This is a genomic window from Aerococcus agrisoli (assembly GCF_003797145.1).
GTDB lineage: Bacteria > Bacillota > Bacilli > Lactobacillales > Aerococcaceae > Aerococcus > Aerococcus agrisoli.
In genome coordinates this window covers 47,166-70,491 of record NZ_RKMG01000006.1, presented here as the reverse complement: position 1 = coordinate 70,491, position 23,326 = coordinate 47,166, and the positions used below count along the sequence as shown (strand labels likewise).

At 41.2% G+C, this 23,326-nt stretch carries 21 protein-coding genes; 1 reads left to right on the top strand and 20 read right to left on the bottom strand.

What is annotated here, in order from left to right:
• Positions 1-183: 183 nt before the first annotated feature.
• The 18 genes from hisIE to nagA form a co-directional block, all read right to left on the bottom strand.
• A complete protein-coding gene (hisIE, locus tag EF384_RS03085) occupies positions 184-822 on the bottom strand; it encodes a bifunctional phosphoribosyl-AMP cyclohydrolase/phosphoribosyl-ATP diphosphatase HisIE (RefSeq protein WP_123779528.1) in 639 nt (212 codons plus the stop codon).
• Positions 815-1,573, bottom strand: a complete 759-nt coding sequence (gene hisF, locus EF384_RS03080) for an imidazole glycerol phosphate synthase subunit HisF (protein WP_123779527.1) — start codon at positions 1,571-1,573, stop codon at positions 815-817. Before hisF ends, hisIE begins: the two co-directional genes overlap by 8 nt.
• 2 nt (positions 1,574-1,575) lie before the next feature.
• A complete protein-coding gene (locus tag EF384_RS03075) occupies positions 1,576-2,274 on the bottom strand; it encodes a HisA/HisF-related TIM barrel protein (RefSeq protein WP_123779526.1) in 699 nt (232 codons plus the stop codon).
• Positions 2,275-2,318: 44 nt separating this feature from the next.
• The gene (gene hisB / locus EF384_RS03070) at positions 2,319-2,933 is read right to left on the bottom strand and encodes an imidazoleglycerol-phosphate dehydratase HisB (RefSeq protein ID WP_123779525.1); all 615 of its coding nucleotides are present in this window, start codon (positions 2,931-2,933) and stop codon (positions 2,319-2,321) included.
• Complete coding sequence (locus EF384_RS03065) at positions 2,926-3,969, bottom strand: aminotransferase class I/II-fold pyridoxal phosphate-dependent enzyme (protein ID WP_123779524.1); 1,044 nt, start codon at positions 3,967-3,969, stop codon at positions 2,926-2,928. The genes hisB and EF384_RS03065 overlap by 8 nt, the downstream gene beginning before the upstream one ends.
• Positions 3,956-5,224 (bottom strand): histidinol dehydrogenase, encoded by a 1,269-nt coding sequence (gene hisD, locus EF384_RS03060; protein WP_233570020.1) that lies wholly within the window; start codon positions 5,222-5,224, stop codon positions 3,956-3,958. The genes EF384_RS03065 and hisD overlap by 14 nt, the downstream gene beginning before the upstream one ends.
• A complete protein-coding gene (hisG, locus tag EF384_RS03055) occupies positions 5,225-5,833 on the bottom strand; it encodes an ATP phosphoribosyltransferase (protein ID WP_123779523.1) in 609 nt (202 codons plus the stop codon). It lies immediately after the preceding gene.
• Positions 5,830-6,636: an ATP phosphoribosyltransferase regulatory subunit gene (locus tag EF384_RS03050; RefSeq protein ID WP_123779522.1), complete on the bottom strand. Its 807-nt coding sequence runs from the start codon at positions 6,634-6,636 to the stop codon at positions 5,830-5,832. The genes hisG and EF384_RS03050 overlap by 4 nt, the downstream gene beginning before the upstream one ends.
• Before the next feature lie 696 nt (positions 6,637-7,332).
• Positions 7,333-8,787 (bottom strand): MFS transporter, encoded by a 1,455-nt coding sequence (locus tag EF384_RS03045; protein ID WP_158607400.1) that lies wholly within the window; start codon positions 8,785-8,787, stop codon positions 7,333-7,335.
• 555 nt (positions 8,788-9,342) lie between these two features.
• A complete protein-coding gene (locus EF384_RS03040) occupies positions 9,343-10,293 on the bottom strand; it encodes an ABC transporter ATP-binding protein (RefSeq protein WP_123779520.1) in 951 nt (316 codons plus the stop codon).
• Positions 10,294-10,306: 13 nt separating this feature from the next.
• Entirely contained in the window at positions 10,307-11,473 is a 1,167-nt protein-coding gene (locus EF384_RS03035) for an ABC transporter ATP-binding protein (RefSeq protein ID WP_123779519.1), read from the bottom strand.
• A gap of 43 nt (positions 11,474-11,516) precedes the next feature.
• Positions 11,517-13,142 (bottom strand): ABC transporter substrate-binding protein, encoded by a 1,626-nt coding sequence (locus EF384_RS03030; protein WP_123779518.1) that lies wholly within the window; start codon positions 13,140-13,142, stop codon positions 11,517-11,519.
• A gap of 28 nt (positions 13,143-13,170) precedes the next feature.
• Complete coding sequence (locus EF384_RS03025; protein WP_123779517.1) at positions 13,171-14,115, bottom strand: ABC transporter permease; 945 nt, start codon at positions 14,113-14,115, stop codon at positions 13,171-13,173.
• 47 nt (positions 14,116-14,162) lie between these two features.
• On the bottom strand, positions 14,163-15,113 hold the full coding sequence (locus tag EF384_RS03020; RefSeq protein ID WP_123779516.1) for an ABC transporter permease: 951 nt from the start codon (positions 15,111-15,113) through the stop codon (positions 14,163-14,165).
• Positions 15,106-16,392, bottom strand: a complete 1,287-nt coding sequence (locus EF384_RS03015; protein WP_123779515.1) for a M20 metallopeptidase family protein — start codon at positions 16,390-16,392, stop codon at positions 15,106-15,108. Before EF384_RS03015 ends, EF384_RS03020 begins: the two co-directional genes overlap by 8 nt.
• Positions 16,364-17,665, bottom strand: a complete 1,302-nt coding sequence (locus EF384_RS03010; protein WP_123779514.1) for a M20 metallopeptidase family protein — start codon at positions 17,663-17,665, stop codon at positions 16,364-16,366. The genes EF384_RS03015 and EF384_RS03010 overlap by 29 nt, the downstream gene beginning before the upstream one ends.
• 393 nt (positions 17,666-18,058) lie before the next feature.
• Positions 18,059-18,814, bottom strand: a complete 756-nt coding sequence (locus EF384_RS03005; RefSeq protein WP_123779513.1) for a 2-keto-4-pentenoate hydratase — start codon at positions 18,812-18,814, stop codon at positions 18,059-18,061.
• 102 nt (positions 18,815-18,916) lie between these two features.
• Positions 18,917-20,071, bottom strand: coding sequence for an N-acetylglucosamine-6-phosphate deacetylase (gene nagA, locus EF384_RS03000; RefSeq protein WP_123779512.1), 1,155 nt, complete (start codon positions 20,069-20,071; stop codon positions 18,917-18,919).
• 180 nt (positions 20,072-20,251) lie between these two features.
• On the opposite strand from nagA, the gene EF384_RS02995 reads away from it, so the two are divergent.
• Positions 20,252-20,710 (top strand): hypothetical protein, encoded by a 459-nt coding sequence (locus EF384_RS02995; protein ID WP_123779511.1) that lies wholly within the window; start codon positions 20,252-20,254, stop codon positions 20,708-20,710.
• 550 nt (positions 20,711-21,260) lie between these two features.
• Here the strand turns inward: EF384_RS02995 and EF384_RS02990 are convergent.
• Positions 21,261-21,623: a hypothetical protein gene (locus EF384_RS02990; RefSeq protein WP_123779510.1), complete on the bottom strand. Its 363-nt coding sequence runs from the start codon at positions 21,621-21,623 to the stop codon at positions 21,261-21,263.
• A 528-nt stretch (positions 21,624-22,151) separates the two neighbouring features.
• A complete protein-coding gene (locus EF384_RS02985; RefSeq protein ID WP_123779509.1) occupies positions 22,152-23,321 on the bottom strand; it encodes an ABC transporter substrate-binding protein in 1,170 nt (389 codons plus the stop codon).
• Positions 23,322-23,326: the final 5 nt, after the last annotated feature.

Sequence of the window (23,326 nt, the reverse complement as noted above, 5' to 3'; positions counted from 1 at the left end):
TCTCAACAACCGGTACTTTCTGTGCACAAGACATCTCGTTTACTTCTACTTCTCATCGCATCAACTTGTTTTATTTACTGACCTTAGTATATAAAGTTTTATGATAAGTGTCAACACTAATTTTCATTTAATTTTAATAAAAGTTCGCAGAACCCTCATAATACATGCTATATCAGTTATTTTTTAGTAATTTTTGATCTCTTTTCGAACGGAATAATCGTGACTTTGACCATGGCGTTGACCTAATACAGCCTCCACTTCACTCAAAGCAATCCCTTGATTTTGTAATAAGACTAATACGTGGTAAAAAAGATCGGACGTCTCATTTAAGAGTTCTTCCTTGCCATGACCAGCAGCCTGATTTTTCGCCGCAATCACCACTTCTGTCATTTCCTCACCGCATTTTTTAAGGATTTTATCCAAGCCTTCAGTCACCAAGTAATTGGTATATGAACCTTCCACAGGATTCGCAATCTTGTCCCCAATGGTACGTTCTAATACATTCAAGTTAAAATAGTTATCCCCAAAACATGAGTTAGTGCCTAAATGACAGGTAGGGCCAGCTGGGTTGACCTGCAATAATAATGTGTCGTTATCGCAGTCTTCCTCAATTTTTACGACATATTGCACGTTGCCAGAAGTTTCCCCTTTTTTCCACAAACGCCCTTTAGACCGTGAGTAAAACCAAGCGACACCTTCCTTGACAGTTAAGTCATAGGCTTCGCGGTTCATATAGCCCATCATCAAGACTTGCTTCGTGTTGGCGTTTTGCAAAATTGCTGGCACTAGGCCACCATTCTTGTCAAAATCAATATTAGCCATTTGCTACTTCAATCCCTTCATTCGCTAGCGCCGTTTTCAATTCGCTAACAGTTACTTCTTTTTTGTGGAAAATAGATGCCGCTAAACCAGCTTCAATGGTAGTTTCTTCAAATAATTCAATGAAGTCGCTGATTGATCCCGCACCACCTGAAGCGATGATTGGAATGTTGACAGCTTCACTAGCTAATTTCAAGAATGGAATGTCGAAACCTGTATAAGCACCATCAGTATCAATTGAGGTAATTAGTAAAGCACCTGCACCGCGGGCTTCACATTCTTTACACCATTCTAAAGCGTCCACGTCTTCTTGCGTTTGGCCGGCGTTAGTATATAAGAAGTAGCCTTCTTTTTCGTCATCGTAAGCCATGTCGACAGCGATGGTAATTTTATCTGAACCATAAGCAGCAACTGCTTCGTTGATAAAGTCTGGATTTTTCGCAGCAGCTGAGTTGATACCAACTTTGCTGGCACCTGCGTCTAATGCATCTTGGATATCTTGTAATGTTGCGATACCACCACCAACAGTTAATGGAATATCAATGGCATCTGCTACTTGGCGGATCATTTCAGTACGTAGCGCGTGTCCTTCTGATGTTTTCGTGATATCTAGGATGACTAATTCATCTGCACCATCATCTGAATAACCTTTGGCGAATTCAACTGGGTCACCTAATTCTTTCACGTTGACAAAGTTTACGCCTTTTACCAATTTACCGTCTTTCGTATCTAAACATGGGATAATTTTTTTCATTTTTATAGTCCTTTCCAAAATGCCGGATCCTGAGCAGCCTTGCCCACAATCGCTTGTCCAATACCAACAGCTTCAAGTGCGTCCAAGTCATGTCGACTCCGCACCCCACCACTTGCAATCACATCGTGGTGAGTAATCTCTTGCAACTTACCTGTTCGTTCAACATTTGGGCCCTGCTTCATCCCATCTTTATAAATATCCGTATAAATAATACCTGCTATCGGTAAATCCTCAATCTCCGCCACATATTCATCAATCTGGCGACCAGAATTTTCCTTCCAACCATTAATATAAATATCTTCATCCTTACAATCGATGCCGACAAAAATCCGGTTGGGATACAAAGCTACCATCTCTCTCAGCCAAGGCACATCCATAATGGCCCGAGAACCGAGAATAAAGTAATCAATACCAAGCTTGTCATAAGTCTCAAGCGTCGCCTGGTCACGCAAGCCACCACCCAATTCCAAAGGTAGCTGACTCACCGCCTTAATCTCACTAATCGTCGACGTCTCCATCGCCATCTGCTCAGCCGCCCCAATCAAATCCACCACGTGAATCCGGCGCACCTGCGGAAACTGGCTATAATAAGCCAACGCCTCCGTCACCGACATCGGCATATCAATCTGTTGATCATAATCGCCCTGACTCAATCGCACGCTCTTGCCGCCAATCAAATCAATCGCTGGAATAATGTCCATGTCCTAGCTCCTTTCCTACTATTTATGTGAAAAGTACTTAACGCCTATTGAATAAGCCCTTTTGTCGATGGTACCCCACCCTCAGTTGGGGCCAAGGCAATCGCCAACGCTCTGGCAAAGCCTTTGAAAATACCTTCAATCTCATGATGGGTATTACCATTTTTCAGTAAATCGATATGCAAGGTCATGCGGCTATTCATGGCTACTGCATAAAAGAATTCCGCCACAAGCTCCGTATCAAAAGTACCTACTTTTTCTCTTGAAAACGCGGCATTAAAGCTGCAGACCGGACGTCCGGATAAATCAAGCACCACGCGGCTCAAGGTCTCATCCATGGGTAGGAAATAAAAGCCGTAACGTTCATAAGACGGTAAGCTCGTATATAAATCCCGAATCGCCTCACCTAGTAGAATACCGATATCTTCCGTTGTATGATGATCGTCAACCCAAGTATCCCCATTGGCTTCCACATACAAATCTAAACCTGAATGGAAGGCAAACAAAGTGAGCATATGGTCTAGGAAACCAACCCCTGTTTTGATGGTTGATGCCCCGGCTTCTTGGGTCCCATCTTTTTTGCTTAAAGCCAATTTGATGCTGGTTTCTTTGGTTTCACGTTCTTTAATTGGATTTGTTTTAAATTCTTGACTATTACTCATTGGTAAATTGGTCCCTCCATTCTTTGATGGTTGCTGCTAATTGTGGATAATCTTTCTTATCGATAATCGAATAACGTGCGGCTGTGATGATGCCGTCTGTTTCGTAAGTTCGGCCGATATAACCTTTTGCCGTCATGAATTTGGCAAATGCATCTACATTTTCCCCATACATATATACGAAGTTGGTCTTTGAAGGAATGATATTTACGATATCAGCCACTTGGTCAAAGGCTGCCACCAATTGGACTTGTAAGTCTTTTTGATAGTCAATCCAATCATCTAATTTCGCCGTATCTTCAAACAACTTGCTAGCTAAATTTAAGGATAAACTGTTGATTGGGTAGGGATGGTTAATGTCCACTAATTTGTCAAAAATAGGTCCTTTGGCTAAGGCAATCCCCACTCGTAATCCAGCAATTCCGTAAATCTTAGATAGGGTCCGGATATAGACGACATTGGCGTTTTTCGGACGATCATAATCATCGGCAAATTCCACATAAGCTTCATCGATGACAAAAATCACGTCTCGTGCTTGGCAGGCATCCGCAATATTTTGCAGAAACAAACTTGAGAATTGTTGGCCTGTTGGATTATGTGGATTAGAGATGAACAAAATGGACGGTTTATATTGGTCGAGCCCTTGAATAATGGCAGATGCTGAAAATTCATAGTTTTCATTGGCTGATACAGTGTTAAATGGATAGCCTAATTGTCTAGAATAATCTTCATACATGTAAAAATCAGGGGCATCGGCCAACACGCCATCCTTACCAAATTGAATGATCAGTTTTTGAATCCATTCATCTGACCCATTGGCTACAGCTACGTTTTGGACATTGAAGCCATTGTAATCCGCATACGCTTGTTTGAAATTTGCTTCCTGGTCTTCAGGATATTGGTTGTAAGGTGTATCCAAGACCACTTCGATGATGGCTTGGTCTGATAATGGTCGTATAGGTGAAGTGTTGCGGTTCATAATCGTTTGCGTATCATTGTCGATACTGGCAATTTGATTGAGGTAATCATTTTTCGTCATATGGTGATTCCGCCTTTCGAATGGCAATGGATGCTTGGTGGGCATATAACCCTTCAGCTTCAGCCAGTAATTCGCCAGCTGGTGCGATTTGATCATAAGTTGCGTGTTGAATGTTGATGACCGCGTTGGCCGTTCTGAAATCGTTAGATGTTAAGCCGTGGCTAAAACGTGCAGTCCCACCCGTTGGTAAAACATGGGATGGTCCGGCAACATAATCGCCGATAGCTTCCATAGCATAGTAACCTTTGAATACGGCCCCTGCATATTGCACTTGCGCCACAATCTCATCTTGGTCACGGTGTTGAATAGATACGTGTTCGGCCGCAATCTCGTTGAGGATAGCAATCAAATGCTCTCTTGTGTCCACGATACTGTAGTGGTTGTTGGTGATAGATGCTTGTATAATGTCGCGTCTTTTTTGTGTTGGCAATAGTGCCTCGATGCGGGCTGCAATTTTATCAGCAAAGCTTTGAGATTCACATAACAGGAAGGTTCTGGCTGCTTGGTCATGCTCGGCTTGGGCGAAAATGTCGTACACGATGGCGTCTACAGGAATTGAGTCGTCAACGTATAGGAGGATTTCGCTCGGTCCGGCGATGGCGTCGATGGCCACATCCCCATTGACTAGGCGCTTGGCCATAGCCACAAAGGCGTTTCCGGGGCCACAAATCTTGTCGACTTGCGGAATCGTTTCAGTCCCGTATGCCATAGCTGCGATTGCTTGGGCGCCACCGATAGCAAATACGTTGTCCGTTACGCCACATAGATACAAGGCTGCGAAGGTGATAGATGTGTCAGCGAAAACGGGTGTGGTCACCACAAAGTTGGTCACGCCCGCCACTAGCGCCGGCACAACCGTCATCAAAACGGTCGATGGATAGAGGGCTTTCCCACCGGGTATGTAGAAACCCGCCACTTCTAGTGGATGATAGACGTAAGAGATTTCCTCGCCAATCATGTCCTGATACAAAATGGATCGCTCATAAGCTTCGATACGGGCTTTAGTGGTTTTTAGACTAGCTTGCAGCTCTGGACTTAATTCGTCCCAAGATGCTTTCAAACGATCTGGCGAAACCCTGAATGCTTCGGCATTTGTATAGTTTTGGCCATCGAAACGATTCGTGTAGTCGACCACTGCCGCATCACCTTGGCTACGTACGTCATTGATAATATTTTGCACCGCCAGCATGCGCTCAACATCTAAACCGGCTGCCTTTTGCGCTTTAATAATTGCACGAAAACTTGCAACGTCCACTTACACCACTCCTATCTCTTGCATGAATTGATAAATGCCCTCTTCTTTAATATAAAATGACTGTTTATTGGCAATCAGTCGCGCCTGGACCGGTAAAATCGTTTTATACTCGCGTAAATCATTTTCCTTGAGTGTCGTACCAGTTTGCACGATATCCACGATGGCGTCTGACAAACCAAGAATTGGTGCCAATTCAACCGAACCATTGAGGAAGACAATGTCTACGTCTTGCTTGTTTTGGTTGAAGTATTGGCGGGTCAGGTTGGGAAAAGAAGTCGCGACCACTTTGATGTCTGATTCGTCCAGGGCAGTTGGCCCCGCAATGGCCAGACGACACTGCCCAAAAGGCAATTCCGATACGTTCAAGACGTTATACGTTTTTTCCGTAATGGTATCTGAACCAACTACACCAAGATCCGCAACACCTTGCTCGACATAGGTTGGGACGTCCTTACCCTTTGCGAAGATAAATTTGACGTCACCCACCACGCGGAATAAGTCGCGTCCGCCTTCTTGTAAGCCGTCGGCATATCCAGCTAGGTCTTTGTCTGCCAAAAATTCATTAAAGGCCTTGTAGACGCGGCCCTTTGCCAAGGCAATCGTAATCATAGAAATCCTCCTTTTGATAAGTTCAACCCGATGCCAAACCAACCGGATGCATATTGACCACCTGAGAAAACAGGTTTGGCGTTATTTTCTAAAAATGCTTGGAAGTAAAAGCCGTTGTAGTATGCTTGCGGTGACCGGAACGATAAGTCTAAGACAATTTTCGTTGGGCGATTGGCTAAGCGCTCTTGCAGCAGATGGACAACTTCCATTGCTTTGGTGTCACCGAAGTCTTGGTTCACCAACTCATATTGTTGCGAAACTGGTAAGGTCATTAGTTTGTAAAAATAATGGTCACGACCAAGGATGTTGGCTAAGGCTGACAGGTTTTTCTCAACGACGTAGGCTTTGATTTCTTGGCTAAAGGCAAATTTTTCAATATACATATCCAAGAGGTCTTCGTTGTTGACCACGATGATGTTAAAAGGTCGTTCACTCATGCGTTCCACAAAATCCAAGTGCAATTCAATTGTTTTCGCCATTTGTTCTGGACTTGGTTCTACCAATTCAACGCCAGCTTGATAAGAGGATTCATGATTGCGAATCATGGGTCCGTAGTAGCCAAAGTTATCTTGGTCTAAGTGGTAGGCATTCTTATAATTCAAGATAGATCGTGTCCAATCAGACCGGATGGCATAAATTTGATCATCCTTTTCAAAGACAATGTTTTGTGGATAATCGGCTTTATTTTCCGTATTGAATGGTTCAACCATGTTGAGGTCTATCAGTCGAAAACCTGCGGCAGAGACTGTTTCTAGATATTCTTTCGCTAAGCTGATACGTTGTAGCACGTTGGATGTGGCCATGTTGTTCCTCCTTTATAAATCCGAATTTTCTCATTTTAGATACAAAAAACGCCCTTAATCCATTTCTGGACTAAGGACGTCTGAACGTGTTCCCACCTTAATTTGTTACAAGTTCACACTTGCAACCTCATTGAGTCTACACCTATAGTGTAACTCTGGTTATATCGGTACCACCGGACTTTAGGTCAATGCATAAAGCTGTGTCTTCATAGGGGGCATTATCTGTTCGCAGCATCCACAGACTCTCTCGAAATGAATTCCCTATCTCTTTGTCTTTACTCTTCATTTATGAATATTTGATTAAATTTATATTAGAATATTTCTGAGTAGTTGTCAACAAAAATATCACTATATTTTAATAAAAAATAACTTTTTTTGGAAATATCCATTGAAAATGCCGTGTTGACGGAATTTTTCTAGAGCCTGTGGCTAAAATAAATACTCCCGTTTATTTACTATTCAAATAATTTTTGATAGTGCCTATTTTCTACTACAGGATCTCATAGTTGGATAGTAGCCATCTTTTTCAAATATGAAACTTTATATTTAAAAGGCTCATGGTCCAATTCTTAGGGTCTAGTTTACTTCTATTCCAGATGTCCAAAAAAATAGCCTCTTCGTGCACGAAGAGGCTATTTTTCATATTAGAACGTTTGGTACTGCATGTTGAAAAATTTCTTTGAGGTGGAATATTTTCTATGCTGCTTTACGTTCTGCAATTTTTTCTTGAATTTCTTCCATTTTTTGTCTGTTTAATGGGTAGCGAGTCATCAAGAACATTGCGATGATTGAAATAACAACAGGTAGGATAACTAATAACGTTGTTGCGGCTGAGAATAAACCATCTGAAAGTGGTTCATCTGGACCTGGGTAAGCATCTGTGAAGCCGATACCAATCATCAACCAACCAATCATAATTGGTGCTAATGATGTTGAGATTGAGTCAGTTAGTGAGAATACTGTACCGATTAAACCAGATACGAAACGACCTGAACGTGCAGTTTCGTAGTCCGAAATATCTGCAGCCATTGTTAATACGATTGAAGTTGGGTAACTTGCTGCAATCTTGAAGCCGATGTAACCAGCTGAGAATGCGTACATTGCTAAACCACCGTTAGCAAAAATTTGAGTTGTGTCTGGTGATGTATATAGGATTAATCCCATTGTTGAAACTGAAATAATTAACAAGGTTAATGAAGCCATGTAAGCATTTTTCAATGAAGTACGAGAAGCTAAAATTGAGAATGCTGCAACTAATAACAAGTTAGGAACAATTTGGATCAAACCTAAGGTACCTGAAATACCATAGTTACCTAAAACAATACCAAAGATTAATACTAAGAATACTTGGTCCCCGATAGCAGTAGATAAGAATTTAACTAAAGCTGAAGTTAATGCTAATACTTGTAAAGGACGGTTGCCTTTAACAACTGACCAGTAATCTTTGATTGATTTCGTTTCAACTGAATTTGCACCTAAACCAAAGTATTCTTTGTTATCTTTACGGGCAATACCAATCATTGCTAGGACAGTTAAAATAAATGAAAGGACAACCATACCTGTAATAAATTCACCAAAGAATGCTGCATTAAATTCGCCCCCGTGACGAGGTGCTAACCAGTTAGCAATAAGCATTTGTCCTAATGAGAAGATCCCAATTGAAGAAAAGATTGTATCGTAAATTGAGAATAATGGACGTTGTTTAGGGTTGTTTGTTAAAACGGGTTGCGCTGCTTTCGTTACTGTTTGTTGGAAAGAGTACACGATTTTGTGGAAAATCAATGCGATAAAGTAAATCACAAATTTCATACCACCATCAAACAAGTGAGTTGAGAATAATAAAGCAAATGATAATGCCAAACCGATGTTTGAAATTAACATGATTGGACGGAAACGACCCCATTTAGTATCAACGTGGTCCATGATAACCCCGATCATAGGGTCAATCAAACCATCGAATAAACGCGCTGCACCCAATAATGAGGCAACTGTCAAAGTAGCAAAACCTACAACACCTGTTGCGTAGTAAGTTAAGAAACCAAAAGCGAAAAGATATAAGTTTGAAGCAGAGTTGTTAAGTGAGAATAAAGCAATTTCCCATTGTTTTGCGTTATGGTATTGCTCAACTGGTGCATTTACATTTTGTGCCATTTTCTTTTCTCCCATCTATTGAAGAAGTAATCAGTAACCAACTAGTTTGCTTCGCGAAAGCAAGAAGTCCGAATGTATAATGAATGTAAACGATTTCAATTTTTAACTAAAAAAAATAATTTGCAACATTCGAACTTTCAATATGGTCATTATACGAAGAAAAGAAAACGTTTACAACCTTTATTTCTAAAAGGTAGTGAAGAAATTCACAAGTTTAATCAAGTGCAACATTTTATTGCAGAAAGCGATATTTTATCGTCAATCGCCAACTTTGACTTGTGCGATAGAAAACTTGCTACATCGCCAAAATCGCATAACTTTTCACGAAATATCGTCTATTTTTATGCATTTTTTGTCCGCATAAAAATAAAACAATAATTGTATTTTATACCCCTTCGGTCATGTTAACGCTTTCAAATTGTACCCTACTAATCCCTATATTTAGGGATTTCTGCGCATTGTCACCTTGCAAAAAAGTCAAATCATCGACAATTTTATCAATAAAAAACCTCCACTACCGGCTAGGTAATGGAGGAAAAAATAAGCAATTTTATATTAAACCAAGCTAAAGACCGCATTTGCTTTTCTTTCATAATCTGCCACTTCACTAGGGTGACAATATACAAAATGATCAGGTGCGATTTCAACTAAACTACATTCTGCATATTCTGCATCTGTATATGTCAAACCATCGAAATGAATACGACGACGTACTCGTTCTGATTCTGGGTCTGCTGTTGGAATAGCGGATAACAATGATTTTGTGTAATCATGTAAAGGATTATTGTAGATTTCATCAGCTGGCGCCAATTCAACCAAACGCCCTTGGCTCATTACCCCAATACGGTCAGAGATGTATTTTACCATGGATAAATCATGGGTAATGAATAGGTAAGTTAAATCATTTGTCTTCTTCAATTCACGTAACAAGTTAACAATTTGCGCTTGAATAGACACATCTAGTGCAGAAATGGCTTCGTCAGCGATGATTAATTTTGGTTGTAAAGCCAATGCACGCGCAATCCCTACACGTTGACATTGACCGCCAGAAAACTCACGCGCATAACGGTTCGCATATGCAGGATCCAAACCAACTTGTTCCATTAAGTCATACACGGCTGCGTCTTGTTCACCTTGGCTTTTGACCAAACCGTGAATACGCATAGGCCCGCCGATAATTTCTTTTACGGTCATACGTGGATTTAGAGAAGCATATGGATCCTGGAAGATCATTTGGATATTTTTTCGGAAAGCAAGTAGATCTTTACGTCCTTTAATAGCAGCAACATCGTGCCCCATGAAGGTAATTTTCCCATCAGTGATATCTTCTAAGCCCATCAATAATTTACCAGTTGTGGATTTACCTGAACCAGATTCCCCAACTAGGCCAAAGGTTTCCCCTTTTTTGATGGTAAAAGAAACATCATTCACGGCAACGACTTGTTCGCTACGACTTTGCTTATAAATCTTTTTGACACGTTCTACTTTTACAATGTTTTCAGTCATAACCAAACCCCCTCTATACTTCTAAAAATTCAACTGCAGCTACTGCATCATCAAAGGTTTTGGGCCCCAACTCATTCGCTGTTTCAAAAGCGGCAATGGCTACTTCATTATAGTCCGCTACCGACTCCCCCTTATCACGACCCATCAAATTTTCGTATATCACGTAACGTGCTTGAATATCTAATGGTGGCGTAATTTTTGGTGAACGATCATCCAACAACCACGTTGCAGCTGAATGCGTTTCAGTCACTCTAAACATTGGTGGTTCAGTTACGAAATCAATACCTAATGCATATGGATTTCTTGGTGCAAAAGGATCACCAGGTTTCAAGTTTGCCATGTTTGGTGGGTTACCAGGAATGGTATACAATTGGTCGTCCTCTGTTGATAAGGTCGGTGTTGCTTCCAATAATCCCCATGTATATGGATGTTGTGGATGATAGAAGATTTCGTTTGTTGTACCTGCTTCAATCACACGACCAGCATACATTACAGCAACACGGTCGGCGACATTGGCTACCACACCTAAATCATGGGTAATGAAAATAACTGACGTATCGAATTCGTCTTTTAATTCATTGATTAACTCGATGATGCGCGCTTGAACAGATACATCAAGGGCTGTTGTCGGTTCGTCGGCAATCAGAATTTTGGGTTTACATGCAAGGGCCATCGCAATCATGATACGTTGACGCATACCACCTGAGAATTGGTGTGGATATTGATAGGCTTTTTTCGCGGCATCCTTGATTTCTACTTTTTCCATTAATTTAATGGCACGATCAAGGGCCGTCTTTTTATCCAAACGTGTATGCGCCATAATCGCTTCAGCAATTTGCATACCTACAGTCATCACTGGGTTTAACGAAGTCATTGGATCTTGGAAGATCATGGCAATTTCAGAACCACGTACCTTAGTAAGTTCTTTATTGCTGGCTTTCAATAAATCTTTGCCGTTAAAAAGAATTTCACCATCTTCAATATTGGTTAAGTTTTTTGGCAGTAAGCCTGTGATTGCTTTCGTTGATACTGATTTCCCTGAACCGGATTCCCCAACAATGGCTAGTGTTTCTCCTTTTTTCAAGGAGAAAGACACGTCGCGAATTGCTTGGACATTACCATCTAAGGTTTTAAATGAGATTTTCAAGTGGTTGACTTCTAAGATGTTTTTTTCTTTCATAAAGTTCATTGTCGTCAAATCCTTTCCGTTTCCCTTAGGCGGGTTAGTATGCGTTGTTCAATGTCCAATCTTGGGCATCCGTTAATGAACCGAACCAGAATGGTGTAATACCGCCATCTAGTTGTTTGTTTTCAATAATGAATTGGTAATCTGAGTAAAGTGGTACTAGGTAAGCTTGTTCTTGGAAACGTTGTTGAATTTCTTGGTAAACAGCGTAACGATCTTCGAAGCTAGTTAAGGTAGAGCCTTCTGTAATTAATTCATCTAAGACAGGGTCATCGATATTTAAGGTATTTGAACCAGTTGAAGCCCAGTATGAAGATTGGTCAGGGTCAACGTTCAAGGCTTGTCCCATCATCGCTAAATCATAATCACCAGCTGCAACATTTGCTGCATGGGTCGTAAAGTCAGCTGACGTTTGAACAATATCTAAACCGATTGCTTCTAAGTCTTGTTCAATTAAGTTGGCTGCATTCATACGTGTTACGTTACCAGTTGGTACAGCCAATTTAATTGTTTGGCTTGTATCAAATCCTGATTCTTCAAGTAATCGTTTAGCTTCTTCAGGATCATAAGCAACTGGCGCTAAGTCTGGATCTTTATACGGACTCACTGATGTATAAGTAGTCGGAATAACTTCCCCTTCACCTTGTAGCAAACCATCTGCCATACGGTCACGGTTGATTGCTGTTAGTAAAGCCAATCTAAAAGTAGCATTATCGAATTTTTCGTTATTGATATTCATAAACTGAACAGAAGTACCATAGTTAGATTCAACGTGGATATCTTCATTCTCTTGTAAGAATTTCACATCTGAAATTGGAATTAGGGCAATACCACCACCGGCAGTCATGTCTAATTCACCAGCTTGTAAGGCAATTACCATACCTGTAGAGTCCATAATATGCACAATCACGTTTGGAATTTTTGGTTCGCCTTTGTGGTAGCTTTCATTTGCGGCTAATTTTACGTATGAACCGCTCGCATATTCAACGAACTTGTAAGGTCCTGCAAAAACTGTTGGTGCTGTTGCAAAAGTAGAAGAACCTAAATTGTAGATATCTTCTTTTTCCACAACATGTTTCGGTGCAATCATCAATTTGAAACCAATGTTTTCATATACATATGCTGGATCCATTGGGGTTTTCAAAGTAATGGTCAATGTCTTATCATCGATCACATTCACACCAGAAATTGTTTCAGCGCCCTCTTCCAATTTACCTGTACCGTCTAAACCTTGGATTGCTTTAATTAAAGAACTAGATGATGTTTCAATATCTGGATTGGCAATGATACTGAAGTTATAAGCGATATCGTCTGCGGTAAAAGGTACGCCATCTGACCAAGTCACATCGTCACCCACTGTAATGGTATAGGTTTGATTGTCTTCAGTCGTCATGGTCGCAACATTCGGTTGGAATACACCTGCTTCAGGTTGATCCAACATGGATGGATACATAAAACGTTGAATCCATTGACCCGCAACGTCGGTTGTATTAAATACGTTAAATCCTGAAATCGTATTGGTTGTACCAATATCAAGTGTTGTATCCAAATTTGATACTTCTTGGGCATTAGCAGTCCCGGTTGTTTCAATTGAAGCATTTGCGCCGCACCCTGCAAGGGCAAGCGTTGCTACAGTCAATAAAGCTAGTAGTTTTTCTTTCATAAGTATTCCTCCGCTCTCCCTAACTAGGTTAGATTTCACCTTCCACTGCGCCACGTAAACCTTCACCAATGAAGTTGATAGAAAGAACCGCTAAGAAGATAGCAAGTCCAACTGGTACCCAACGCCATGGTTGCATGGTTAGTACGGATAGAGATTGCGCTGCTGTTAGCAAGTTCCCCCATGATGAAGTCGGTGGTACAACACCTACACCTAGGAAAGATAGAGAAGCTTCAGTAATAATTGAAGTAGAGATACCAAATGTCATGTTTACCAAAATTGGTGAAAGGATGTTTGGCACAATTTGTTTGAAAGCAATGTTGCTTGTTGAGTAACCAGATGCTACGGCTGCTTGAATATAGTCTGCTTCACGTAATTTCATTACTTCAGCACGAACCAAGCGACATAGTGGCGCCCAACCAAACAAACCAATTACGATGGTTACATTCCAGATTGATGGACCAAGGATACCAACAACTACTAATACCACTAAGAAATACGGGAATGACATGATAACTTCTGTTAAACGCATGATCACGAAATCCCATACGCCACCTAAGAAACCTGAGATCAAACCTAAAGTCGTGCCGATTGCTGCATAAATTAAAACGGAAGTAATCCCAACAAACATAGAAACTTGACCACCATATAAAACCCGAGAAAATACATCACGCCCGATTTCATCTGTGCCTAGCCAATGCGCCATTGTTGGTGCTTGTAGGAAATCCCCTACAATTTCATCCGGATTATAAGGAGCGATAACATTTGCAAAAGCTGTAGCTGCTAATAAAATTGCAAAACATACTAAACCAAAAACGGCAGCTTTGTTACGGGCAAATCGTTTGAAAATGACTGCCCAGTAACCTGCTTCTTTCTTCTCTGAAGTTGCTTTTAAACTTGCTTCCTCAACCAAATGTTGCGTTGCAAAGTCCTCTGCATCCGCATAAACAACCTTGAATAAATTTTCTTCAGCCATATAACCCCTCCTAAATACTTGCCCATGTCGTGTCAGATAAGTGTTGCTTATTCGTAGCGAATGCGTGGATCTACATAAGCGTATGAAACGTCAACCAATAAATTACATGCTAAAACTGCGAATGCTGAGAATAAGATGATGGCCATGATTACTGGATAATCACGTGCATTAATTGATGCCATCATTAGTGAACCAATACCAGGCCAACGGAATACTTGCTCTGTTACTACGGCACCACCGATTAAACGTGGAATATCTGAACCGATAACAGTTAAGATTGGTACCAAGGCATTTGGTAAGGTATGACCGTTAATAATTTTTTCTTCTGTCAAACCTTTGGCAACTGCAGTACGTACATAGTTTTGTTCGTTAATCCCAATAATTGTTGAACGTACATAACGCGTCATATTGGCACAGTAGGCAGTTCCTAATACGATTGAAGGCAATACATAGTAGGAAATACTTTGCCAGAAGTCCATTTCACCAGATAAGTTTTCACGTCCACCAATTGGGAACCAACCTAATTCAACTGAGAAGAAGTAGATCATTAACATACCTAGGAAGAAGTTTGGAATAGACACACCTGCAAAAGAGAAAGTAGTGATTAAGTTATCAACCCATGTGTTTTTGTGGTTGGCTGCGTAAATCCCTAAAGGAATTGCCACAATGTAGGCTACAACCAAAGTTGTTAACATTAATTGAACTGTTGGTGTTAATGCTTGTCCAACTAGACCAACAACACTTGTACGTGTTCTAAATGAGAAGCCTAAATCGCCTGTTACTAAGTTGCCTAACCAACGTAGGTATTGCACTACGATTGAATCATTCAAACCTAAGTTTTCACGAATCATTTCGATTTGTTCTGGTGTTGCATCTGGTGATTGATATAAATCTGCTATATCACCTGGCGCCATTTGCACCATTACAAAGGCCAAAATCGAGATTACAAAAAGTACTGGAATAATTACCAAAAGCCGTTTACCGATATATTTAATCATGTGGCACCACCTTTAAATGTTTGCTTAGGACAACGAGAAACAATTTCATTGCGGATAATATACCCGCTTCATTCGCAACAAAGTGACTGTTGTGTAAAGGATACGTTGCTGTGTGACCATCGCTAGTAGCATCAGGTCCAACGCCAACTGTAAAATATGCGCCTGGTACTTTTTGCAAGTAGTAAGCAAAGTCTTCGCCATTCATCATGGCACCATTTGCGGCGTTACTTTCGATGGTTTGGGTGAAGACTCCAGATGTTTCAATTGCTTCTAGTGAAGCTTCCACAACCGATTTCGTATTCACAATTGCTGGGTAGCCGTCGTGGTAATCGACACTAGCCTCTGCGCCATTCATGATGGCTGTCATTTTCGCAATTTGAATTAAATGTTCCTTGACCTTTTCGCGACCCTTAGCGGATGACGAACGAACGGTTCCGATGATACGAGCGGTGTCAGCAATAATGTTTGGTGCACCACCACCGGCGTCTACTGAGGAAACAGTAACAACTATCGGATCCATTGGGTTAGATAAGCGAGAAACGAGTGTTTGTAGGTTTGAAATGGTTTCGGCTGCTACAACCACTGAATCGACGGTTTTATGTGGTGATGAAGCGTGACCACCAGACCCTTGAATGTCGATGATGAAGGTATCTGAATCGGCTGAACCGTATTTCAGTGAGTAACCAACTGTACCAACAGCTTGGCTAGGGTTCACATGAAGACCGAAAACTAAATCGACGTCATCTAAGTGGCCTGCTTCAACGATTGATTTGGCACCACCTGGTTTCACTTCTTCTGCATGTTGGAAAATCAAGAGGACTGTTCCAGCAAAATCAGCTCGGTTGGCTTGTAAGACTTGTGCGACACCTAGTAGTGCGGCGGTATGGATATCATGACCACAGGCATGCATGACGCCTGGTGTTTCTGATTTGAAAGGTAAGTCGGTTTCTTCGTTGATTGGTAAGGCATCCATGTCTGCACGTAAGGCGATAGTTGGGCCAGGTGCTGCACCGTGAATCTTAGCGACAATACCGTATCCTGATCCGACGTTACGTTGGATATCGAAGATTTTCGCACTCAAGAGTTCGAGGTAAACGAAGTTGGCTGTTGCTTTCTCTTCGAATGACAATTCTGGGTGTCGATGTAGATGTCTTCTGACGGTGATTGTTTCTTCTTCTAAACTTGCTGCGTGATCTAACCATTTGGCTAAAATAGCAGTCATTTTTTCATCAGTAACGCTTGATATTGCATCACTTATGGCTCTTTCCGTTTGTAACATACGCGCCAACCTCACTTTCTACTAAATAGTGACTCATCAAGGTTAATGTTGTTTCAACTCCTAGCATGAGTACCTGCTGATCAATTTCAAATTTTGGATGGTGATGTGGGTAATTCTCACCCTTCGGATGCGCTCCTGCTGGTAAGTAGTAGAAGGATCCTGGAATCTTTTCTACATAGAAAGCAAAGTCTTCACCACCCATGCTTGGTGGGGTTTCTTTTAAGTGGTCCTCCCCAAATCTTGCAGCGAATACATCAACTGCGGTTTGGGTTTCAGCTGGATGATTATATAGGGCTGGATAGCCATCAATAAAATCAACTTCAGCTGCTGCGCCGTGAGCTTGTGCGATATCCTCTGCTAAGGAAATCAAATCTTGTTTAGCTCGTGCGCGTAAGGCTGGATTATAAGATCGAATAGTACCGTTAATTTCAGCTAAGTCACTAATGACATTGGCTGCGCCTGAACCTGCATGGAAATTACCGATTGTGAGTACTCCGGCGTCCATTGGGTTCTTGTGACGACTCATAACGGATTGTAATTGTTGAATAATGTAGGCTGTGACTAAAGTGGCATCCACCGCTCTATGAGGTGCTGCGGCGTGGCCACCTTTACCGTGTACTTTGACATAGAAGGTATCGGAATTGGCGGTTGCTAGACCGTATCGGTAATTGATATGACCATTGAACTGTTCATGTCCCGAAACGTGAAGGCCAAATATTTTATCGACATCGTCTAGGGCACCGGATGCAACGACTGAACGTGCCCCACCTGGTTTCACTTCTTCAGCGTGTTGGAAAAGGAAAACGATCGTGCCTTTAATATCTACACCTGATTCAATGAAATATTTGGCTGTGGTTAGTAAGATAGATGTATGGGCATCGTGCCCACAGGCATGCATGACGCCATCGACAAGTGATTTATAAGGTAAGTTTGTTTGCTCTTGAATCGGCAATGCATCCATATCTGCTCTAAAAGCGATTGTCGGGCCAGGCTGGCTACCGACATAGCGTGCAATCACTGATCCCCCACCAACATCTGTTTCAATATCGGTATAGCCGAAGTCTCTCAGCTCCTGGGCAATGAACTTGCGCGTATTGTATTCTTGGAAGGATAATTCCGGGTGTTTGTGTAAATGTTCAAAAGTTGCGCTTGCATAATCTTCGTATTCTAAATGTGAACCATCTAGAAGTGGTGACGTGTTAATTGCGGTTAGGTCTGTATGTGCTTCATATTCGTTTACATGATGACTTGAATCCCCATTAATATTCTCCATAATCTTTCACCTCTATAAATTATCCTGACAAAGTCGATTTGCTATCTGTACACGTTATGTTATGTTTTATAACATTTTGTGATACATATGTTAGATTTCTTATTTGTGCTTAGATTATATTGGTGAAAATTTAGATGTGCAAGCATTATTTTTAATCATTTTCTTAGACTAATCTCATATTATTGATTTATCGCCTTTTCTGAATGTAAAAAAATTTATCACTTTCAGTCGACTAAAGATGCTCGTAAAATATGATAGCGTTTACATGTTACAAAACTTGACATCCTATTTTCCTTTTACGAACATTTAAATGAGAAAAAAAGGCATAAAACGCCTCCTCATGTGAGGTCGTTTTATGCCTTTAACATGTATTTGAATAGATATCCGACTGGACTATGCAGTCACATTTAAGGTCACTGTGCCAATATTATCGAAAGTACCCACGTACTCGCCCACTTCGATTGGCGAAGGGGTGTTCACTGATCCAGAGGCCACAAATTGACCGGCAGACAGTTTTTGACCACGCGCTTCTAAGGTTTGTGCCAACCATTTCACCGTATTAACTGGGTGACCCAAGACTTTGTCAGTGGTACCTTCTTTATAATCTTCGCCATTGAAGGTCACTTTCCCGTAGATGCCGTCGATATCCGCATAGGTCGCTTTGGTTGGTTCACCAATGCAGACTGCTCCAACTGCACCCGCGTCCGCTACAAAAGCGGTCAACGGAATACCGCCGAACCAATTGTTGTAACGGCCATCCGGTAATTCAAAACCAGGTGCCACATGACATTTGGCCATAATAGTCTCCACATCATCATCACCGTTGATGTCTTCATCGGCAATAAAAATGACTTCAAATTCCAAAGCTGGCGCAATATAATCAGCTAGTGACATAGTGGTTTTCACTGTTTTATTGGTCATCACACCATAAATTGGTTGATCAGTGTCATATTTGGCTTGTAAGGCTTTGGCCGCTAAGCCAATCTTGTAGCCTTGCACCAGTTCCCCATCTGCTTGGCGTAAACCAACAACCACATCCTGTACGGCGTAGGCTTGGTCGGTATTGTCTAGTGGATAATCCTCTGCTGAGATTGCGCTAACGGCCTTATAGGCATTAAAAAGCGCTTGTCCTGTTGCTTCTACTGTCATTCTTTGCACCCCTTGGTCTTTTTTTCAAGGATAACATGACAAAATGAACATCTCAAGAGCTTTCTCATTATATTTTAATTTTTATAATTAACGGGCAAATGATTAGCGTTCGTAAACAGCTTGTCCCGCCATATAAGTAGCTTGTAAATCTAGATTTTCGTCGATAACGATAAAGTCAGCTACGCGTCCAGCTTCGATTGTACCTACTTGATCACCCATACCAATGGATTCAGCTGGCACTTGAGATGCCATACGAACCGCTAATTCTAGTGGTACGATGCCCCAATTGACAACATTTTTAACAGCCGTCATCAAGTCTAAAACAGACCCAGCTAGGTTACCAGAAACTAAGCGAGCTGCGCCATCTTTCACGATAACTGGGAATTCGCCCAATTTGTATTCACCCTCTGGCATACCGCCGGCAGACATCGAATCGGTGATTAAAATGGTTTTCTCCCAACCTTTTGCTTTGATTAAGGCTTTGGCAGCACCTGGATGTACGTGTAAACCATCGCAAATTACTTCGGCATAGGCATCAGAAGCCATCGCTGCCCCTACCATGCCTGGGTTACGGTGTAATAAGCCTGACATACCATTATAGGTATGTACGAAGGTAGATGCCCCTGCATCAACGATATCAAGCGCTTCTTCGTAAGTTGCTGATGAATGCCCTAATGCCACTTGAACACCAGAAGCTGTCACCATACGCGTAAATTCGGCTGCCCCGTCACGTTCTGGTGCAATCGCGATTTTCTTGATAAGGTCATTTGAGGCTGCTTGCCATTTTTTGAATTGTTTCAAATCAGGATCACCCATGTAGGCTGGGTTTTGCGCACCCTTGTGTTCTTCCGTGAACCAAGGTCCTTCGAAGAAGATACCTAGGATACGTGCACCTTCTACTTCTTGATAGTGTGCGCCTATTTTACTTGCGACTTCTTCCAGTAAATCAGCCGCTGATGTCAAAGTTGTCGGTAAAAATGACGTCACACCGGTAGTGACCAAACCTTTGGACATCGTTTTCACAGATTCAAAATCGTTATCCATCACGTCAGCACCGTGGAAACCGTGAATATGCGTATCCACCAAACCAGGCGCAATCGTCTTACCAGAATAGTCGATAATGTCGCCTAGCAGCGGTTTTTCGATTGACGCATAACCGAACTTGCCGTCCATTATTTCAAGATAGGCATTTTCAAGCACCTCATCGGCCAGAATGATACGGTCTGCATATACATAATATTTATTTACATTTGCCATAATTTACGTCCTTTCAATTCAATCATTTACATGATGTATTCCTTATTTATTATACGTCAATTGGTCCGCATCGTCTTAATGAATCCCTAAAATCTTTGAAGAAGCTTAGAGATTTTGCCCATCGGCCCGAAGCGGATTTGATATAATAGAAGCAACCGACACATTTAATGGAGGAAGATCATGACAATTTTGAAAAAAGTATTTATCGCGGCTATCTTCACGGTATTCTTAGCAGCTTGTGGCCTTTCACAAACACAACTGACAGACAAGTCCTGGACACTAACAGCTACTTATGCGGATACGGAATTGATTTTCGATGCAACATTTGACGACACTGACATGACCCTGAAATTAGTTGATACAGGCTATGATGAGGATGATATCAAAGCCACCATCATGCAACAGCTGATGGACCAATTTGATTTGGTCTGGTCTTATACACTAGATGGCGACCAATTGACTTTGGTCAACCCAGATATGGATTTTAATTATACCTATACAGTGACCAAGCAAGATGACGGTTCTTATCTGTTGACCGAAAACGACCTCACTGAAGGGGACACGGCAAGTCTCTTTAATGAAGCAATTCTACAAGAAGTTGCGGCAGATGATGCTACATCAAGTTCAGATAAGGAATAGATATGCGACACAAGGAGGCTAATTGACCTCCTTTTTGATTTTGAAAAATGGTTTTGCTTCTGCAATATGGGTGCGATTATGGAATGAGAATTCATTCCATACAAAATAGGCCAAAAATTATGGAATGAGAACCCATTCCATACAAAATGACCCAAAAATTATGGAATGGGCATCCATTCCATACAAATCCTCACAATTACTATTGAATGAGATGCCATTCAATACAAACAACTTGCATTAGTAATTAGTCGTCACTTTTGTTGCGCAAAAAGCACCAAATTGACGGGTTGACGCGGCCGTCAACCCATCCTATGGTCAAAAATCTATTTGTCCCTAAAGAAACCCTTAATCATTTAGTCATTAAATCGGCACATTTTTTGACGAATTCTTCATTATTAATTCATGAGTGTCGCTTATTATATATTCATACCCAATAAACAAACCAAACAATCTTTTCTTCATTCATCTTTCTCCTCCCAAACGAAAGATAAATACTAAAAAACGAGTCGACCTCCCATCGACTCGCTTTTTGTTATATGAATGTTGCCAATTATTGCTTCGATTTCTTTAGTTCTTTTTCAGCAACAAGAACAACTACGATACTCGTCAACAATATGGTCAACACCACTATGACATTGACATACTGATCGAATATGATGTTACCAATAAACCCCTTCATCGTACTTGCGGATAGAAACGCAATGATGGAAGGCAGAATAATCATCTTAAATTTTTTATGTGTAATTTGTATGTATATAAACAATAAAATGGCAAAAAGTAAAATTGCTAACGCCACAAGACTAACACTCGTATGTTCATCTATCAGTAAGGTTCCAAAACCAAAAACCATTAGATAGAACACTACTAACCAACTAACAATTCGCTTTTTATTTTTCTCAAAAAAATCCCTCATACAAGTCTCCCCACCAAGCTAAAACCCAATAACCCAAAATAATATCCATTTTAACATAAGATTACACTAATAACGGGAATAAACACAAAAATAGCATTAAAGTGTCAAGCGACACTTTTAATGCTACTTTTTGAAATAATGGAGATACAAAGCTGTTTCTCCCAAATTTTGGAGTTGAGCTCCAATAAGCAGACCCGACTCCACTTCAGACTATATTGCGTCACATTTCATGTGACACGGCACTATTCTTCCACTGGTTAGGGCCATGACGCTTTTTCTCTCATCCTGTTTAGTTGAGTTCGGACCTCCAGAAAGCCCTGCGCTTCAGATGAACTAGTCGATGACTACCGTCATCACCGTCATCATCTTCCACCGGTGGCTTTCTAATCGTCGGTCCTCACATCCTTACTAGTCGAGTTCGCTTGGGCAGACAGGTCTCCACTTCGGAAATATTTGCAGCAAGCTGCGCTTGCTACTGCATATTCCCTCCAGTGCTACCTGTCTAAACGCCCGCGCTCACATCCTGTTTTATTCTGCTGATACTGATTCTACTGATGAGATTTCACCGTCTTGGAATCCTACTACGAATGAGTCCATTACTGGGTTGTGGTCTTCATCGAATGTAATTTTACCAGTTACACCTTCAAAGTCAGTTGTTGTTTCTAAGGCATCACGGATTGCTTCTGGGTCAGTTGAACCAGCACGTTCGATTGCGTCAGCTGCGATCATTGCTGCATCGTAACCACCTGCTGAGAACAAGTCAGCTTCTTTACCAAATTCAGCTTCGTAACGTTCTGCGAATTCGTTCGCTGCATCAGTACCGTATTCACCTGTTACAAAGATTGTAGCGTAGTAGAAGTCATCAACGTTATCTGCACCGGCTAATTTAAAGAACTCGTCGTTACCTAAACCATTAGGGCCAAGGATTGCAGCATCGATACCCATTTCGCGGGCTTGTTTCACGATTGCCCCACCTTCAGGGTAGTAACCAGCGATGAATAATACGTCTGGATCTTGTGCTTTGATGTTAGACAAGATTGAGTTGAAGTCAGTATCACCAGAGATGAATGATTCTTTGGCAACTACTTCACCTGAGAAGTCTTCTTCGAATTGTGTTGCTAAGTTTTGACCGTAGTCAGATGAGTTATCTTGTAATACAGCTGCTGTTGTCCAGCCTTTTTCATCCGCAAATGCACCTAATGCTTTTGTTTGGTTAGAGATTTGGAAGGCAATTTGGAAGATGTAGTCGAATACATTTCCTGAAGAATCTAATGTTAAATCATCTACTGTTGCTGAAGGGATGATCATAGGCACTTTGGCATTTTGTGCTGGTTGGATAGATGCTTCAGTTGAAGCTGCGATATCTGAAGATAATAAGACAGATAAATTTTCATCTTCTAATAAACGTGTCGCTTCATTGGCTGCTTCTTGTACATTTGATTTATTATCAGTTGATACATAGTTAATTTGTTTGCCTAGAAGACCACCATTTGCATTGATTTCGTTGAATGCTAAAGTAGCACCATCGTTAATGTAAGAACCATAAGCAGATGCACTACCTGTTAAGGCAAAGTTACCACCGATGTTAATTGTTTCGCTATCTGCTGTATCTGATGAACTAGTTGTAGATGTAACAGATCCACAGGCTGCTAAAGTAACTACCGACGCTAATGATAATAATAATTTCTTGAATTTCATTTTTC

Excerpts from the sequence above, each read along its gene's own strand:
- EF384_RS02985 (WP_123779509.1), bottom strand. The coding sequence starts at position 23,321 with ATGAAATTCAAGAAATTATTATTATCATTAGCGTCGGTAGTTACTTTA.
- EF384_RS03030 (WP_123779518.1), bottom strand. The coding sequence starts at position 13,142 with ATGAAAGAAAAACTACTAGCTTTATTGACTGTAGCAACGCTTGCCCTT.
- EF384_RS03005 (WP_123779513.1), bottom strand. The coding sequence starts at position 18,814 with ATGACAGTAGAAGCAACAGGACAAGCGCTTTTTAATGCCTATAAGGCC.
- EF384_RS03020 (WP_123779516.1), bottom strand. The coding sequence starts at position 15,113 with ATGATTAAATATATCGGTAAACGGCTTTTGGTAATTATTCCAGTACTT.
- EF384_RS03045 (WP_158607400.1), bottom strand. The coding sequence starts at position 8,787 with ATGGCACAAAATGTAAATGCACCAGTTGAGCAATACCATAACGCAAAA.
- nagA (WP_123779512.1), bottom strand. The coding sequence starts at position 20,071 with ATGGCAAATGTAAATAAATATTATGTATATGCAGACCGTATCATTCTG.
- EF384_RS03065 (WP_123779524.1), bottom strand. The coding sequence starts at position 3,969 with ATGACGAAAAATGATTACCTCAATCAAATTGCCAGTATCGACAATGAT.
- hisG (WP_123779523.1), bottom strand. The coding sequence starts at position 5,833 with ATGATTACGATTGCCTTGGCAAAGGGCCGCGTCTACAAGGCCTTTAAT.
- EF384_RS03040 (WP_123779520.1), bottom strand. The coding sequence starts at position 10,293 with ATGACTGAAAACATTGTAAAAGTAGAACGTGTCAAAAAGATTTATAAG.
- hisF (WP_123779527.1), bottom strand. The coding sequence starts at position 1,573 with ATGAAAAAAATTATCCCATGTTTAGATACGAAAGACGGTAAATTGGTA.
- EF384_RS03050 (WP_123779522.1), bottom strand. The coding sequence starts at position 6,636 with ATGGCCACATCCAACGTGCTACAACGTATCAGCTTAGCGAAAGAATAT.
- hisIE (WP_123779528.1), bottom strand. The coding sequence starts at position 822 with ATGGCTAATATTGATTTTGACAAGAATGGTGGCCTAGTGCCAGCAATT.
- hisB (WP_123779525.1), bottom strand. The coding sequence starts at position 2,933 with ATGAGTAATAGTCAAGAATTTAAAACAAATCCAATTAAAGAACGTGAA.
- EF384_RS03075 (WP_123779526.1), bottom strand. The coding sequence starts at position 2,274 with ATGGACATTATTCCAGCGATTGATTTGATTGGCGGCAAGAGCGTGCGA.
- EF384_RS02995 (WP_123779511.1), top strand. The coding sequence starts at position 20,252 with ATGACAATTTTGAAAAAAGTATTTATCGCGGCTATCTTCACGGTATTC.
- EF384_RS03010 (WP_123779514.1), bottom strand. The coding sequence starts at position 17,665 with ATGGAGAATATTAATGGGGATTCAAGTCATCATGTAAACGAATATGAA.
- EF384_RS03015 (WP_123779515.1), bottom strand. The coding sequence starts at position 16,392 with ATGTTACAAACGGAAAGAGCCATAAGTGATGCAATATCAAGCGTTACT.
- EF384_RS02990 (WP_123779510.1), bottom strand. The coding sequence starts at position 21,623 with ATGAGGGATTTTTTTGAGAAAAATAAAAAGCGAATTGTTAGTTGGTTA.
- EF384_RS03025 (WP_123779517.1), bottom strand. The coding sequence starts at position 14,115 with ATGGCTGAAGAAAATTTATTCAAGGTTGTTTATGCGGATGCAGAGGAC.
- EF384_RS03035 (WP_123779519.1), bottom strand. The coding sequence starts at position 11,473 with ATGAAAGAAAAAAACATCTTAGAAGTCAACCACTTGAAAATCTCATTT.